16 protein-coding genes and 1 tRNA gene are annotated in these 14,624 nt (G+C 70.4%); 5 read left to right on the top strand and 12 right to left on the bottom strand.

The features are described 5' to 3' along the window. Positions 1 to 28: 28 nt before the first annotated feature. Complete coding sequence (locus ACFSOX_RS01115) at positions 29 to 1,126, bottom strand: 4-oxalomesaconate tautomerase (RefSeq protein ID WP_378475951.1); 1,098 nt, start codon at positions 1,124 to 1,126, stop codon at positions 29 to 31. Between the two features lie 90 nt (positions 1,127 to 1,216). On the opposite strand from ACFSOX_RS01115, the gene ACFSOX_RS01110 reads away from it, so the two are divergent. From ACFSOX_RS01110 to ACFSOX_RS01100, 3 genes are all read left to right on the top strand, one after another. Beyond that, positions 1,217 to 2,176 carry a LysR family transcriptional regulator gene (locus ACFSOX_RS01110; RefSeq protein WP_378475950.1) on the top strand — a complete coding sequence of 320 codons (960 nt, stop codon included), beginning with the start codon at positions 1,217 to 1,219 and terminating at the stop codon, positions 2,174 to 2,176. Between the two features lie 79 nt (positions 2,177 to 2,255). Continuing rightward, complete coding sequence (locus ACFSOX_RS01105; RefSeq protein ID WP_378475949.1) at positions 2,256 to 2,732, top strand: hypothetical protein; 477 nt, start codon at positions 2,256 to 2,258, stop codon at positions 2,730 to 2,732. 192 nt (positions 2,733 to 2,924) lie between these two features. Further along, a complete protein-coding gene (locus ACFSOX_RS01100; protein WP_378475948.1) occupies positions 2,925 to 3,119 on the top strand; it encodes a hypothetical protein in 195 nt (64 codons plus the stop codon). Between the two features lie 53 nt (positions 3,120 to 3,172). Here ACFSOX_RS01100 and ACFSOX_RS01095 read toward each other — a convergent pair whose 3' ends face one another. From ACFSOX_RS01095 to ACFSOX_RS01075, 5 genes are all read right to left on the bottom strand, one after another. Next, positions 3,173 to 3,628 (bottom strand): FKBP-type peptidyl-prolyl cis-trans isomerase, encoded by a 456-nt coding sequence (locus ACFSOX_RS01095; RefSeq protein ID WP_378475947.1) that lies wholly within the window; start codon positions 3,626 to 3,628, stop codon positions 3,173 to 3,175. A 342-nt stretch (positions 3,629 to 3,970) separates the two neighbouring features. Further along, positions 3,971 to 4,531 (bottom strand): hypothetical protein, encoded by a 561-nt coding sequence (locus ACFSOX_RS01090; RefSeq protein ID WP_378475946.1) that lies wholly within the window; start codon positions 4,529 to 4,531, stop codon positions 3,971 to 3,973. A gap of 131 nt (positions 4,532 to 4,662) precedes the next feature. Next, a complete protein-coding gene (gene clpS, locus ACFSOX_RS01085) occupies positions 4,663 to 4,968 on the bottom strand; it encodes an ATP-dependent Clp protease adapter ClpS (protein WP_378475945.1) in 306 nt (101 codons plus the stop codon). Between the two features lie 292 nt (positions 4,969 to 5,260). Beyond that, positions 5,261 to 6,283 (bottom strand): Bug family tripartite tricarboxylate transporter substrate binding protein, encoded by a 1,023-nt coding sequence (locus tag ACFSOX_RS01080; RefSeq protein WP_378475944.1) that lies wholly within the window; start codon positions 6,281 to 6,283, stop codon positions 5,261 to 5,263. 34 nt (positions 6,284 to 6,317) lie between these two features. Beyond that, entirely contained in the window at positions 6,318 to 6,845 is a 528-nt protein-coding gene (locus ACFSOX_RS01075; protein ID WP_378475943.1) for a YbhB/YbcL family Raf kinase inhibitor-like protein, read from the bottom strand. An 806-nt stretch (positions 6,846 to 7,651) separates the two neighbouring features. Here ACFSOX_RS01075 and ACFSOX_RS01070 point away from each other — a divergent pair. Then, the gene (locus ACFSOX_RS01070) at positions 7,652 to 8,692 is read left to right on the top strand and encodes a GMP reductase (RefSeq protein WP_378475942.1); all 1,041 of its coding nucleotides are present in this window, start codon (positions 7,652 to 7,654) and stop codon (positions 8,690 to 8,692) included. A 491-nt stretch (positions 8,693 to 9,183) separates the two neighbouring features. Here the strand turns inward: ACFSOX_RS01070 and ACFSOX_RS01065 are convergent, their stop codons facing one another. From ACFSOX_RS01065 to ACFSOX_RS01040, 6 genes are all read right to left on the bottom strand, one after another. Then, positions 9,184 to 9,552, bottom strand: coding sequence for a hypothetical protein (locus tag ACFSOX_RS01065; RefSeq protein WP_378475941.1), 369 nt, complete (start codon positions 9,550 to 9,552; stop codon positions 9,184 to 9,186). 342 nt (positions 9,553 to 9,894) lie between these two features. Beyond that, positions 9,895 to 10,230: a hypothetical protein gene (locus ACFSOX_RS01060; RefSeq protein WP_378475940.1), complete on the bottom strand. Its 336-nt coding sequence runs from the start codon at positions 10,228 to 10,230 to the stop codon at positions 9,895 to 9,897. Positions 10,231 to 10,644: 414 nt separating this feature from the next. Further along, positions 10,645 to 10,731: transfer RNA gene (locus tag ACFSOX_RS01055), tRNA-Leu, on the bottom strand. Positions 10,732 to 10,877: 146 nt separating this feature from the next. Further along, positions 10,878 to 11,486 carry a hypothetical protein gene (locus ACFSOX_RS01050; protein WP_378475939.1) on the bottom strand — a complete coding sequence of 203 codons (609 nt, stop codon included), beginning with the start codon at positions 11,484 to 11,486 and terminating at the stop codon, positions 10,878 to 10,880. A 17-nt stretch (positions 11,487 to 11,503) separates the two neighbouring features. Then, entirely contained in the window at positions 11,504 to 12,025 is a 522-nt protein-coding gene (gene gpt, locus ACFSOX_RS01045; RefSeq protein ID WP_378475938.1) for a xanthine phosphoribosyltransferase, read from the bottom strand. 109 nt (positions 12,026 to 12,134) lie between these two features. Then, the gene (locus tag ACFSOX_RS01040; protein WP_378475937.1) at positions 12,135 to 12,929 is read right to left on the bottom strand and encodes a competence/damage-inducible protein A; all 795 of its coding nucleotides are present in this window, start codon (positions 12,927 to 12,929) and stop codon (positions 12,135 to 12,137) included. A gap of 276 nt (positions 12,930 to 13,205) precedes the next feature. On the opposite strand from ACFSOX_RS01040, the gene ACFSOX_RS01035 reads away from it, so the two are divergent. Then, on the top strand, positions 13,206 to 14,624 hold the full coding sequence (locus tag ACFSOX_RS01035) for a circularly permuted type 2 ATP-grasp protein (RefSeq protein ID WP_378475936.1): 1,419 nt from the start codon (positions 13,206 to 13,208) through the stop codon (positions 14,622 to 14,624).

Genomic DNA, 14,624 nt, shown 5'->3' with positions numbered 1-14,624 from the left:
ACCCGGCGTGCCTCGCGCGGCGGTCCGATCAGGCGGCGAGCGTCGCCGCCGGCACCAAGAGGTTGCCCTCGAAGATGCGGCGCGCCGTGCGGATCACCCCGGCCCGCGCCACACTGCCGTCGGCCGCGAAGACGAGGTCGATGTCGATGCGGCCGCTCGGGTGCTCGATCGCGACGGCGCCGCGGGTCGCCTCCGACGCCGGGGAAGCGGCGAGATCATACGCCACCGTGCCGGGCGTGCGCGACGCGACCGCGACGCACAGGGCGCCGGTGACGGCGTGGCTCTTGTGACAACGGTCCGGCACGAAGTAGCGCGACGTGATGGTGCCGCCGCGGCGCGGCGCCGACAGGAGCCCGACCTTCGGGATGACCAGCTTCGAGACGTCGCCGAGCCCCATGCGCCGGCCCGCCTCGAGCCGCAGCGCCTGGATGCGAGCGAGCAGCGCCGTGTCGGCGTCGAGCACCTCCGCCGTCTCGTCGCCGGCGATGCCGAGATCGGCGGCCGCCACCAGCATCATCGGCATGGCGTAGTCGGCGAGCGTGACGCGCACGCCGTCGATGATCTCGCTGGTCTGCCCGGTCGGGAGCAGGCCGGAGGTCTTCGAGCCGACCGCGTCGAGGAACACCAGCCGGATGGGGGCCGCCGTGCCGGGCACGCCGTCGATCGCCGCCTCGCCGTCGTACTGCACGACGCCGCCCGGGGTGCGGATCGTCGCCTCGACCAGCGCCTTGGTGTTGCGGTTGAAGATGCGCACCGTGGTCTCGCCGTCCTGCGCGGCGACGAGCCCGCTCTCGATCGCGAACGGTCCGACACCGGAGAGCATGTTGCCGCAGTTCGGGCTGGTGTCGACGAAGGCGCGGTCGATCGCGACCTGCGCGAACAGATAGTCGACGTCCGCGTCGGCGCGCTGCGAGCGCGACACGATCGCCACCTTGCTGGTCAGCGCGTGGCCGCCGCCGATCCCGTCGACCTGGAGCGCGTGGGGCGAGCCCATCGCCGCGACCAGCACGCGGTCGCGCGCCGCCGGATCGGCCGGCAGGTCGGAGGCGAGAAAGTAGGGTCCGCGCGACGTCCCGCCGCGCATCAGCACACACGGAATTTTCAACGAGCCGGCGGGAGTCGACATGACGGGCGGAGATCCGGATGGCAGGTGGCGCTTGTCATGCCAAGTTGCGGAAAAATTGTAAAATGCAAAGATCGGCGCTATTGATGCGCCATGAACAAGAATTTCGAGGCCATGGATCTGCGCGCCTTTCTGGCGGTGGCGGAGCACGGCAGCTTCCATGCGGCGGCGGATGCGCTCCACGTCTCGCAGCCGGCGCTGAGCCGGCGCATCCAGCGCCTGGAGGCGATGGTCGGGGCGACGCTGCTCGAGCGCACCACGCGCCGCGTCGCCCTCACCACCTTCGGGCGCGAGCTGGTGCCGCGGCTGCAGCGGCTGCTGGAGGAGCTCGACGCCTCGCTGTTCGGGCTGCGCCACGCCGGCGGCCGCGACACGCCCGTTACGCTCGCCTGCGTGCCGACCGCGGCGTTCTACTTCCTGCCGGCCGTCATCGCCCGCTTCGGCGAGCTCTATCCGGAGGTGCGCTTCCGCATCCTCGATCTCTCGGCGACGGCGGGGCTCGAGGCGGTGTCGCGCGGGGAGGCGGATTTCGGCGTCAACTTCCTCGGCGCCTCCGACGCCGCCCTGTCCTTCGCGCCGCTCTTGGAGGATCCGTTCGTCCTCGCCTGCCGGCGGGATCACCCGCTGGCTTCGCGTGACACCGTCGACTGGGCCGATCTCGAGCCGTACCGGCTGGTCACGGTAGGGCGCGAGAGCGGCAACCGCGTGCTCCTCGAGACCGCGCTCGGCCGCGCCGAGGTGCGGATGCGCTGCTTCTACGAGGTGACGCATCTCTCCACCTCGCTCGGCCTGGTCGAGGCCGGGCTCGGCGTCTCGGTGCTGCCGCGCCTCGCCACCCCGCAGGGCGACCACCCGATCATCGTGACGCGGCCGATCACGCCGCGCGTCACCCGCACCATCGGGATCGTGGCGCGGCGCGGCAGCCCCCTGGCGCCAGCCGCGGCGCGCTTCCGCGATCTGCTCACCGAGACGTGGGCGGACAAGGGCTGGGCGGACAAGGGCTGGGCCGACCGGATCGGCGGCGCCGCGGACGCAGCACACGAATCGGCGTGAACCCGGCACGGGCGCGCCGCCACCACGCGGCGGACCGGCGCCTGTCGCGGCCGGCCGAACCGACACCGAAGCCTGCACCGTGATGCGCACCGCCCTGTTCTTGCTGACCGTGACGGCCGCGCTCGGCCTCCTCGCCAGTGCCGGGCTGGCCGGGATGGCGGCCGCCGGCGCGCCGCTGCCGTCGAACGGGCTCGCGACACTCGTCACGCGCCTCGCGCTGTTCCCGGCCATGCTGGCCGCGATGCTGGTCCACTGGCCTGCCGTGCGTCGGCGGCGCGGTCCGGACGGTGCAGAGGACGACCGCGCGTCCTGGTCCCGGCTCCTTGTGTCGGCGCCGGCCCCGCTGGTGCTGTTGCAACGGGGGCTCCTCGCCTGGGTGATCGTCGATGTCGTGCGCAGCGCGATCGCCGCCGTGACGGGCTGGCCGATCGCGCCGCTCGACACGAACGGCGAGGTCGACCCGTGGAGCATCTGGGTCTTCCTGTGGGCCGTCAGCCTGTCGCTGGCCGTGGTCGCGCTGCGACGCGCGCGCCCGGGACGCAGTTCCGCGGGATGACGTCGCACGGGATGACGTCGCGCCGCCGCCGCGATACGTTCGCGTGCGGCGATCACGACTTGGCCGACTCGCGACCGGTCCCGTGTCGACCGACGATCTCACGACCGGCCAGGTCGCGAGCAGCCGGCGCCGGCGAGCCGGACCGCACGATCGGATCGGCGCGAGCGACCGAACCGCGAACGGGAGGAAGCCATGCGGATGCGCAAGCGCAACACGCTCCTGGTTCTCGCCCTCCTCTGGGCCGTGCTGGCATGGGCCGTGATCGACAGTGCCCGGCGCGGCGACCTCTCGGCCGGCACCACGGCCGCCCTCCTCCTGCTGCTCGCCGCCTTGGCGCCGCTGTTCTGGCGGCTGTTCGCCAAGGCGCGCCTGCCGTCCGATCGCTGAGAGGCCGCGCGGTCCGACTCGGCCGGGCGGCGGTGCGGCGCGGCCGCCCCGCCCTACTTCACGTCCAGCAGCTCGACGTCGAAGATCAGCGTCGCGTTGGGCGGGATGACGCCGCCGGCGCCGCGGGCGCCGTAGCCGAGCTCGGGCGGGATCACCAGGGTGCGCTTGCCGCCCACCTTCATGGTGGCGACGCCTTCGTCCCAGCCCTTGATCACCCGGCCCATGCCGAGCGGGAACGAGAAGGGCTGGCCGCGGTCGACCGAGGAATCGAATTTCTTGCCCTTGCCGCCGTTCTCGAACAGCCAGCCGGTGTAGTGCATGACGCAGGTCTGGCCGCGCGCCGGCGTGGCGCCGGTGCCGACCGTGGTGTCCGTGATGGTGAGGCCCGAGGCGGTGGTCATGGGTTTTCCGGTCTGAGCGGTGGCGGGACGGCCGAAGCCGATGAGGGCCGCGGACGCGGTGAGCCCGGTGAGGGCCGAGAGGACGGTTCGGCGGGTCGAGGCGAGCATGCCGTCTCCTTGCAGGACAACCGACCCGACGGCCGGCCGTGAACGCGGCACGATCCGGGCGCGCCGGCGCCGGGGGCCGCAGGGGGCGCGACCCTAGCCCGAAGCGGCTCGACCCGCATCCCGGAATTTTCCGGCGAAACCCGCTCCCGCCACACACGTTGATCGGGCGGCACGCGCCGGATGACAACCCGCCGCAACAGGGACGACGGACGCAGCCATTGTGCCGGTTTCTCGCTGCGACATCAGCGCATGGATACGCGCCGCCGTCCGACCTGTTTCCGGCGCGTGCGAGTCCACCCCGGCACGACCGGCACCCGACCGCGACCGAGTTTCATCCGATCCCTACCCGGCCAGCATGCGCTCGACCTGCGCTCGGCAGGCCTCGCAGACGCCGTAGCCGACCAGGATCGGCGCGTCCGGGTCGGGCGGCGCGCCGGCCGTGGCCGAGAACCGGACGGCGTCCGGCTCGTGCCAGCCGGAGGCGTCGCGGACGCGATTGCACGAGCTGCAGCGGATGATCGCCGGACCGCGCGCCGCGCCTGGTCGGGCGAGCGCGAAGCGCAGCGGCCGCTGCATCGGCTCGCTGCGCAGGAACCGGTGCTCGAACGTGACGGTCCCGTCGGGTACCGGCGTCAGCGTCATCTCCATCCAGCGCTTGAGATGGGGCGTGTCGCAGCGATACGGCATGCGGCACGGCGTGCCGCCGCGGCGCACCCGATCGAGCACGGTCAGGACCAGCATGCGGGTCGGATCGCCGTGCACGTGATCGATGAGCCCGGTGCCGAGCACCCGAGCGACGACCACGGTGGCGCCGCCGCCGTTGGCGAGGGCGACCTCGTCCCACGGTCCGCCGACCGCGACGATGCGGTTGGTGTGATCGACACGAACGCTGAGTGGATCCACCGGCCTAGGCCCCCGCGCCGCATGTGGGTCGCATGACGGCGTCGACCCGATGCCAGGGGGCCGCGCCGCCGGACGCCATGACCCGACCGGGCGACTTTTCGACCGGGTCCGAGGTCGGGCATGCGCCGGCGTCAGGTCTCCGGCTCGGTGGTGAAGAACAGCGGGAAGCCGTTCGCCTTGCCGAGCTCGGTCGCCTCGGTCGCCTTGGTCTCGGCGACGTCGCGGGCGAACACGGCGACCACGCAGGCGTTCTTGCGATGCGCCGTCATCATCACGGCCTGCGCCTGGCTCTCGTTCATCCGGAACACGGCCTTCAGAACCTCGACGACGAACTCGCGCGGCGTGTAGTCGTCGTTGAGAAGGATCACCTTGTGGAGCGGCGGACGCTGCGTCTTCGGCCGCGCAGCGACGCGCGGCCTCAGCAGAGGCTGGCTCATCGATTGCTCCTCGACACGGACCGGGAAAACACGACTCCGCAGCAACGGCGGCGCGAAGCGGCGCCGACACCTTAGCTCGACGCGGCGCGTCATGCGGTGACGAGACGATCACGATCGCGTGAATTCGGGCGGCGCAGGCCGGCGCCCGACAGCCGGGTTGTCGGGACGAAAATGGCGCCGACGTCACCGTCGGCGCCCGAGGTGTCCGCGCCGGCCGCCGAAGCGGCCGAGGCGGCGGTTCACCGGAGTCGGCCAGCCGGTTCGGCGGACCGGCCGCTCCCTTGCGGGAGCGTCACTCCGGCTTGATGCCGGCCTTCTCGATGACGGCGCCCCAGCGCTCCGTCTCCTTCTTCTGGTGCTCGGCGAGCTGCTCGGGCGAGCCGAGGAAGAAGGTCAGGCCCTGCTCGGTCAGGCGGTCGCGAACCTCTTTCGAATCGAAGGCCTTGCGGGTCTCGGCGTTGAGCCAGTCGATGACCGGCTTCGGCGTGCCGGCCGGCGCGACGAGGCCCCACCAGGCGCCGCCCTGCACCTGCGGGATGCCCGCCTCCGTGGTGGTCGGCACGTTCGGCAGCGCCGCGACGCGTTCGGCCGAGGTGACGACGAGGGCCCGCACCTTGCCGGAGTTCACGTGCTCGCGGGCGAGCGGCACGATGTCGAACATCATCGAGACCTGGCCGCCGATCACGTCCTGCAGGGCCGGCGCGGCGCCGCGATAGGGCACATGGGTCAGCTGCAGGCCGGTCGCCTGGGCGAACATCTCGCCGCCGAGATGACCCGTGGTGCCCTTGCCCTGCGAGGCGTAGCTGAGCTTGCCCGGATTGGCCTTGCCGTAGGCGACCAGCTCCTGGACGGTCTTGGCCGGGATGTCGGGATTGATGATCAGCACGTTCGGCGCGATCGCCACATAGGTGATCGGCACGAAGTCCTTGACCGGGTCGTAGCTCATCTTCGCCGTGATCAGATGTAGGATCGACGCGGTCGCGTGATAGGTCAGGAAGATCGTGTAGCCGTCGGGCGGCGACTTCGCGACCATGTCGGCGGCGATCAGGCCGGCCGCGCCGGTCTTGTTCTCGACGATCACGACCGCCTTGGTGTTCTCCTGAATCCTCTGGGCGATGACGCGCCCGAGCAGGTCGGCCATGCCGCCGGGCGGCGTCGGCACGACGAGCTTGATCACCTGCTTCGGATAGTCGGCTTTGGCGGCGTCGGTCTTCGCCGGCTCCTGCGCCTGAACGGCGACGGGCGCGGCGGCGACGACGGCGAGACCGGCTGCGAGCGCGAGCGCGGCACGGAAGGCACGGAAACGCGTGGTCATGCGTGTGGTCCCTCTCGAATGGTGCGGGCGACGGTCAGTGGCCGAAACGGCCGATCAGGCCGGCGGCGCCCTTGGCGTGGGATCCGATCGCCTCGAGGAGCTGCGGCATGGTGAGGCCGGGCGCGAGGGCGTCGGGAGCGAGGTCGGTCGCGATGATGGTGAAGACGTAGTGGTGCGGCCCGTGGGTCTTGGGCGGACAAGGGCCGAAATAGGTGCCCTGCCCCAGAATGTTCTTGCCGCCGACGAGCCCCTTGAAGGAGCCGTCGCCGGCCCCCTCCGGCAGGGCCGTGACGGACGCGTCGATCCCGTAGGCGAGCCAGTGCACGACGCCGAGGCCGTTGCGGCCCTCCTGGTCGTGGACGATCAGCGCGTAGCTGCGGGTGCCGTCGGGCGGGTTCGACCAGGCGAGCGGCGGCGAGACGTTGTCGCCGACGCAGTTGGGATTGGCCGGGTTGCGGCCGGCATGCTTCTTGGCGAGCAGCCCGTTGTCGGCGAAGGCGGTCGAGGTGAGCTGGAAGAACGGGCCTTCGGCGGCGGCCGCCGGCCCGGACGGCGTCGTCATGAGTACGGCTCCCAAGGCCAGAGCCGCGAAAGCTCGGGCGACGGTCGATGATGATGTCGATCGCACTGGTCGTCCTCCGTCGGATGCTGCGGCGCCGCCCGTGGCGGTCGCCGTCGATCTTTTCTTGGACGCGACGAGACCAGGTCGTCGGAGGAACGGCACGCGCCGCAGAAAGGAGAGGCCGGGGGTCGGCGGGTGCCGTCGTCCGAAAACCGCGATGACCGATACCGCGAGGCGGTCGACACGATCGGACACCGGGACGAGGCCGTCGGAAGGTTCGCGTCTGCCCGCACGCTAGGTGCTTCGCCGGTCGGAGGTCCAATACGGAATTTTCGAAAGGCTATCGGGTTTGATTATAGGCGTGCGCGCTCACGCCCGGTCGGGTGAAAGGCTCGGGTTCAGGGTGCGGCGCAGCAACGATGCGCCGGTGGCGCGGCGCTCCGCGTGGTCGTGGCGCTGTGCGGTGCAGCGAACACTCATCCGCGACCGGGGTCGACCGGAGCCCGCTCGACGTCGGCGCCGCATGCTCACGATCTCGCCTGCGGCACGCCGTCGCGATCCTTCCGCCCCCCATGGCGAACCGGGCGCGCGCGCCGCACCGACGCTGCCGCTCCCTCGGGTGCCACGACGGCACGCGCAAGAGGATCCCGTCGCATGGCGGCTTCGTCGCGGTGCATGGTCGGCCTTCGGATTTCGGTAGCATTGTTTGCTAAAGTGGGCCGTTTGCCGCGGGCCCCCCGGCTCCGTCGCGGCCCCATCCCTGCCGGTTCACTCCATCCGCCGGTCGTCCGGCCGAACCCTTCGCCATGCACATCGAAACCGATCCCAAGCTCGACTTCAAAGACGTCCTGATCCGGCCCAAGCGGTCGACCCTGAACTCGCGGTCCGAGGTGGACATCTCTCGCACGTTCCGGTTCGTCCACACCGGCCATGAGTGGACCGGCTTCCCGCTGATCGCCGCCAACATGGACACGGTCGGCACCTTCAGCATGGCGCAGGCGTTCGCGCCGTTCGGCGCCATGGTGGCGCTCCACAAGCACTATCCGGCCGAGCGGCTGATCGAGTTCTTCCGCACCGACGTGTCGAAGAACGCCTTCTACTCGATCGGCATCACGGCCGAGGATCTCGACAAGCTCGCCTTCGTCCGCCGTCAGGTGCCGGTGACCAAGATCTGCATGGACGTCGCCAACGGCTACAGCGAGCAGTTCCTGCAGACCGTCAAGCGGGTGCGCGACGAGAACAAGGACGCCGTCATCATGGCGGGCGCCATCGTGACGGGCGAGATGGCCGAGGCGCTGATCCTCGCCGGCGCCGACATCGTCAAGGTCGGCATCGGCTCCGGCTCGGTGTGCACGACCCGCGACCTCACCGGCGTCGGCTATCCGCAGCTTTCCGCCGTGATCGAATGCGCCGATGCGGCGCACGGCCTGCGCGGGCACGTCTGCTCGGACGGCGGCTGCACGGTGCCGGGCGATGTCGCCAAGGCGTTCGGCGGCGGCGCCGACTTCGTCATGCTGGGCGGCATGCTCGCCGGCCACGACGAATGCGAGGGCCGGGTGCGCCACGAGCTGCGCGACGGCGAGAGTGTCGCGGTCGGCATGGAGTTCTACGGCATGTCGTCGGAGACGGCGATGCACAAGTATCACGGCGGCGTCGCCGACTACCGCGCCTCGGAGGGCAAGACCGTCGAGGTGACGTATCGCGGCCCGGTGAAGGCGACTCTTCAAGGGATCATGGGCGGGCTGCGCTCGGCCATGACCTACATGGGCGCCACCCGCCTGAAGGAGGTGCCGAAGCGAACCACCTTCGTGCTGGTCGGGGCACAGCGCAACACGGTGTTCGACTGAAGCGAGGCTGCGGTCGGAGGGCGGGCCGAGGGCCGGACCCGGAGATCCGCGGCTTGCAAAAAAAACGCGGGTGCGATGGAACCCGGGTCGGGGCAGCCCGTTATCAAGTCGACGAGCTGCTGGTCCCCTTGCCCCCCCTTCCCCCCAGCACCACGTCATTGCCGCCAGGCCCCCCAGCCGGCAGGCAGCAAGGGCCGCTCGTGTCACCGAGCGGCCCTTTTGCTTTTCCGGCAGTGTTTTCGGGGGCGCGGTTCAGATGCTTCGAGAGCCGGGTCGACGCCCCGGTCGTCCGTGCCGCCGGGCCATGTCGGGTGACCGGCTCGGGTTGGTCGATCCGGGGCGCGCGCGGCGCCGAACCCGGAATCCAGCCGAGGCCGGGGCGTTTGCCACTGGAATCCGGGTTCGCGCGAGCCGTCGGCTCGCGCCCCGGAACGACCCCCGAAGTCGTCAGGCGAATTTCCGTATCACGCGATGATATCGACCGAGGCCGGTCACCAGCGGCGCCAGCCCCACCACGGGTCGCGCCAGCCGTAGGACCAACCGGTGCCGGCCGCCTGCCAGCCCCACGGCACGCCGACATAGGGCTCACGGGCGAAGCAGCAGCCCGCATAATAGCCGTAATAGGCCGGGGCGACGCGCGGCGCATAGGCGAGCGGCGGATAGTAGGTCGGCGGGTAATAGGCCGGGATCGCGTAGACGGGCGCCGGCCGATACTGCGTCGGGGCGAAGCCCGGCGCATAGTAGACGGTGGCGTAGCCGCCCGAGTTGGCGCCGCAGCCCCAGCAGCGGCCGCTGTAGGCTCCCGCCTCGGCCGCGGTCGTCAGCCCGACGACTCCGGCCGCGAGCCCGGCGGCCGCCACGAGTCCGTTCAGACGCGCGTATCGACGCGACCTCGTTCGACGCGACCTCGTTCGACGTGACATGGACAGCACTCCCGTTACGCATGTTGTCCCACGCGGCGTCACGGCGGTTGCGCACCCTGCACGACCGGACCGGCGCCGTAGGTTCTTGGTCTTGTCGACGTGATAACGTGGAGACGTGAACACGCCCCTTCGCGGCCGGCGCCGGGTCGGCCCCGGCGCCGGAACATCGCCGCGGCGGTTAAGGCGCGGCTCGCCTGATCCGGCGAAACGTCCGATCCGCGGCAACGGTCCATTAGCCGCGCGCCGACCGAGCGGTCCGGTCGGCCGCGGCGCGCGCGGTCAGTAGCAGGGCGGATACGGGTAGTAGCCGCACTGCGGCGCGTAGTAGCCGTAACCGTAAGGATAGGCCCCGTAGGCGGCGGCTGCGCCGACCGCGGCCGCCCCGACCGCCGCGGCGCCGACGCCCCAGCCGACCCCGCGCCGCACATAGGCGCCGCGATACGGGCCACCATAGTAGCCACCGCGATAGACCCCGCCGCCGCGATAGACGGCCACGCCGCCGCGCGGCCCGACATAGACGCCACGCCCGCGCGCGTCCGCCGCGGTCGGGATGCTGGCGGCGAGCAGAAGGCCGGCGCTGCCGGCGACCGCCAGCGACAGAAGGAATTTCCGCATCTCGCGCTCCTGATGTCGCCCGCCCGGCCGCCCCCGCGGCCGACGGGTCGAGACACCCCTCACGAAGAGCCGACCACGCCGCCGCCCGCCGGTAAAGTCACGCTCCCGCGAGCACAGCAGGAAAATCTTGCGGTGACAGATGGATGATAACGGGATTGGAGGGGTCCGTGGGACAAGACGGGAGCATCCCGGCAGCAGCTTCACGACGGCCGCCGCGCTCGCCGGCGCGGGCTTGCCGCGCGCGACCACCGCCTGCCGTCACCTCGAGGCGTCCGACCGCAAGTCGCGCCACGAGGAATGCGGCCAGCGCAATTGGACCGCTCACGGGCCGTCGGTATGACTGGACCAAAGGTTCTTTCTCCCGCCGCACTCACGGCAGGCCAAAGCTTTGCAGGGCGACCGGAACGTGGGCCGTGGTGCGGACGGCGGGGCTCGAACCCGCACGGAGTTTCCCCCAGCGGATTTTAAGTCCGCTGCGTCTACCGGTTCCGCCACGTCCGCGCGCGGCGGCAATCTAGCAAGGTCCGGACGGGGCGCAACGGCGGCGCGGCGCGCTGCACCTTGTCCGGGGCACGAAGCCGACAGCGTGGAGGCGTCGTCGGCCCGTCGCGAGACGAGAAGCGCGCCGCGCGCGAGCCGATGCGCGCCTACTTCGTCTTGTCCTTGTCGGTCTTGTCCTTCTTCGACTCCTCGGGCGCGGACGTCTCGCCGGCCGGCGCGTCGTCCTCGTCGTCGGACTCCGCGTCCTCCTCGGAGTCGTCCTCCTCGTCCTCGAAGTCGTCGTCGAGGTCGTCGTCCTCCGCGTCGTCATCGTTCGCAGCAGCGACCTTGGTGGCCTTGCCGCCGGCCTTGCCGGGCGCGGGCTCGTCCTCGTCGTCGTTGTCCAGATCGAGCGCCTCGAGCTGCTCGAGCTCCTCCTCCAGCCGGTCCTTGGCCTCCAGCATGGCCTCCTGCATCCCGGCCATGAACTCCTCCGCCTCCTTCTTGTGGCGGCGGATGGCGCCCTCGAGGTCGGACTTGGTGCGGTCGAGCATCAGCTTGAGACCGCCGACCGAGGGCTTCTCGGTGTCGAGCACATAGGCGACCTTGCGCATCTCGAGCGCGAGGTCGTTCAGCAGCGCCGCCATGATGTCGTCGGGAACGTCGTTCTCGTCGATGTAGTCGTAGACGAAGCCGCGCAGCGCCTCGTAATGCCGCTCGAGCTCCTCCTCGATGCCGTCCTCGTCGTCGAAGTCGTCGTCCTGCGGGCCGCTCATGTCACGTTCCTCTCGGCTCACGCGCCGCCGGCGATCGGCGGCTGGAAGGCGAGGCCGGTGTCCCAGGGGAAGAAGATCCAGGTGTCCTGCGACACCTCGGTGATGAACGTGTCGACCAGCGGACGCCCCATGGGCTTGGCGTACACGGTGGCGAAATGCGCCTTCGGGAGCAAGTCGCGCACCACGCGCGCGGTCTTGCCCGTGTCGACGAGGTCGTCGACGATCAGCACCTTGCCGCCGTCGCCGCGGCCGAGCGCGACGATCTCGTCGGTGACGGACTTGAGGATCTGCAGGTTGCCCTGCTGGGTTTCGGCCACGCCGGCGCCGCCGCCGTAGCTCGCCACGCAGATCGTCTCGATCACCCGGATTCCGAGCTCGCGGGCGACGATCGCGGCCGGCACCAGGCCGCCGCGCGTCACCGTGACGAGGGCGTCGAACGGCCCCGCGCCGGCCAGCCGCCAGGTCAGCGCCCGGCAGTCGCGGTGGAACATGTCCCAGGACACCGGGAAGGCTTTTTCGGGGGGCGCGGCCGCGGCCATGTCGTCTCTCCGGAACAGAAAGCACGCGGGCCGCGGGCGGCGTCGCGTGCGTCGTTGACTATCGGGGCGCAGCCGGCGCGGGGGCGCCCGCGCAGGCCTGCCCGGTGACTCACTCCCGCGGCGTCGCGAGCGTGGCGCGCACCGCGACCAGCATGGCCTCGACGGCCGCCTTGGCGGCGGCGAGCTTGTGCGGATCGCGGCCGCGCACCACCAGGTTGGTGTTGGGGTGCCCGGCCTCGTCGGTGAACGGGTAGCTGCCGATCATCACGTCCGGATGCTGCTTGGCGACCTGCCCGAGCTCGGTGCCGATGTCGCCCTCGCGCAGGTTCGCCCGCACTGTCTCGGACGAAAGCTTCACGCCGGTCGCGAGCTTCGGCGCGACCGAGTCCAGCATCGCCTGCATGACGGTCGGGATGCCGGCCATGACGATGACGTTGCCGATCCAGAAGCCGGGCGCCTTCGACACCGGGTTGTCGACGAGGTCGGCGCCGCGCGGGATGCGGGCCATGCGCAGCCGCGCCGCGTTGAGCCCGTCGCGGCCGACCCGCTCGGCGATCAGGTCGACGGCGCGCGGATCGACGTCGAGCGGCACACCGAAGGCCTTCGCCACCGCATCGGCCGTGATGTCGTCGTGGGTGGGGCCGATGCCGCCGGTGGTGAACACGTAAGTGTAGCGGTGGCGCAGCGCATTCAGCGCCGCGACGATCTCGGCCTCGACGTCGGGAACGACGCGGACCTCCTCGAGATCGATGCCGAGCGCGGTGAGATACTCGGCGATGTAGCCGATGTTTTTGTCCTTGGTCCGACCGGACAGGATCTCGTCGCCGATCACCAGGAGACCGGCCGTGACGAGTTCGGCGGCGGGGCCTCCGGCGGCGGCGGAATCGAGCGTCTTTTCGTTCATTTCTGCAACTCCGGCGTCGCCGTCCTGTATCCCGGCGGGACCGGCCGCTCAAGCGTGGCAAACGCGGATCTCGGCCGCGTCCACCGGCATTCGCTCGGTATTGAGCCACCGCACGCCTAATTAATGGGCACCCTTCCGTCCGGGCTCCTGCTATGCCTGTCGGGGGAGCGTGTCGGCATGGTTGTCGGGACGCGAAGGTGGAACTGTGGCTCGATGCTTGCATCGAGTCCGACCGAGGGGCGTCCGCCTCCGGTCGGATGCCGTCGGGGTCCAAACATGACGGATTGTTTCGACGAGATGAGAGGGACGGACGGGGCGGTGCGCCCCGCTTATGCGGGGCTCGACGCCTGGCTGAAGGATCTGTCGCCGGACGTGCTCGACCAGCGGGCCCAGGAGGCGGAGCTCCTGTTCCGCCGCATCGGAATCACCTTCGCGGTCTACGGCGAGCAGGATTCGACCGAGCGGCTGATTCCGTTCGACGTCATCCCGCGCATCCTCTCGTCGTCGGAATGGGCGCTGCTGCAGCGCGGCCTGACCCAGCGGGTCAAGGCCATCAACATGTACCTCAAGGACATTTACGGCCGCCGCGAGATCCTGAAGGCCGGCATCATCTCGGAAGACCTCGTGTTCCAGAACCAGGTCTTCCGCCCGGAGATGAACGCCCAGAAGGTGCCGCACGACGTCTATGTCCACATCGCCGGAATCGACATCGTGCGGGTCGGGCCGGACACGTTCTACGTCCTGGAAGACAACGCCCGCACGCCCTCCGGCGTCTCCTACATGCTGGAGAACCGCGAGATCATGATGCGGCTGTTCCCGGATCTGTTCTCGCGCTATCGGGTGGCGCCGGTCGAGAACTATCCGGACGAGCTTCTCGCGACGCTGAAGTCGGTCGCCCCCGACACCGCGGCGGTCGAGCCGAACGTCGTGCTGCTGACGCCCGGCATCTACAACTCGGCCTATTTCGAGCACTCGTTCCTGGCCGACAAGCTCGGCATCGAGCTGGTCGAGGGGCGCGACCTGTTCGTCAAGGGCGGCGTCGTCTACATGCGCACCACCGAGGGGCCGAAGCGCGTCGACGTGATCTACCGCCGCGTCGACGACGACTTCCTCGACCCCCTCACCTTCCGGCCCGATTCGACCCTCGGCGTGCCGGGCTTGATGTCGGCCTATCAGGCCGGCCAAGTGACGCTCGCCAACGCGGTCGGCACCGGCATCGCCGACGACAAGGCGATCTACAGCTACATGCCGGACATCGTGAAGTTCTACCTTTCGGAAGAGCCGATCCTGCAGAACGTGCCGACCTGGCGCTGTCGCGACCCGAAGCACCTCTCGCACGTCCTCGCCAATCTCGAGGAGCTGGTGGTCAAGGAGGTGCACGGCTCGGGCGGCTACGGGATGCTGATCGGCCCGACCGCCGACAAAGGCAAGATCGCCGCCTTCCGGACCCGGATCGAGGCCGATCCGAAGAACTACATCGCTCAGCCGACGCTGGCGCTCTCCACCTGCCCGACCTGGGTCGAGCGGGGGGTGGCGCCGCGCCACATCGATCTGCGCCCGTTCGTGCTGACCGGCAAGGACACGGTCCGCATCGTGCCGGGCGGGCTGACGCGCGTCGCGCTGCAGCGCGGCTCGCTGGTCGTCAATTCGAGCCAGGGGGGCGGCACCAAGGACACCTGGGTGCTGGACACGTAA

It is taken from the genome of Rhodoplanes azumiensis, from assembly GCF_042682915.1.
Classification (GTDB): Bacteria; Pseudomonadota; Alphaproteobacteria; order Rhizobiales; family Xanthobacteraceae; genus Rhodoplanes; species Rhodoplanes azumiensis.
The sequence above is the reverse complement of the archived record's forward strand: the minus strand, read 5'-3'. Positions and strand labels throughout refer to the sequence as shown.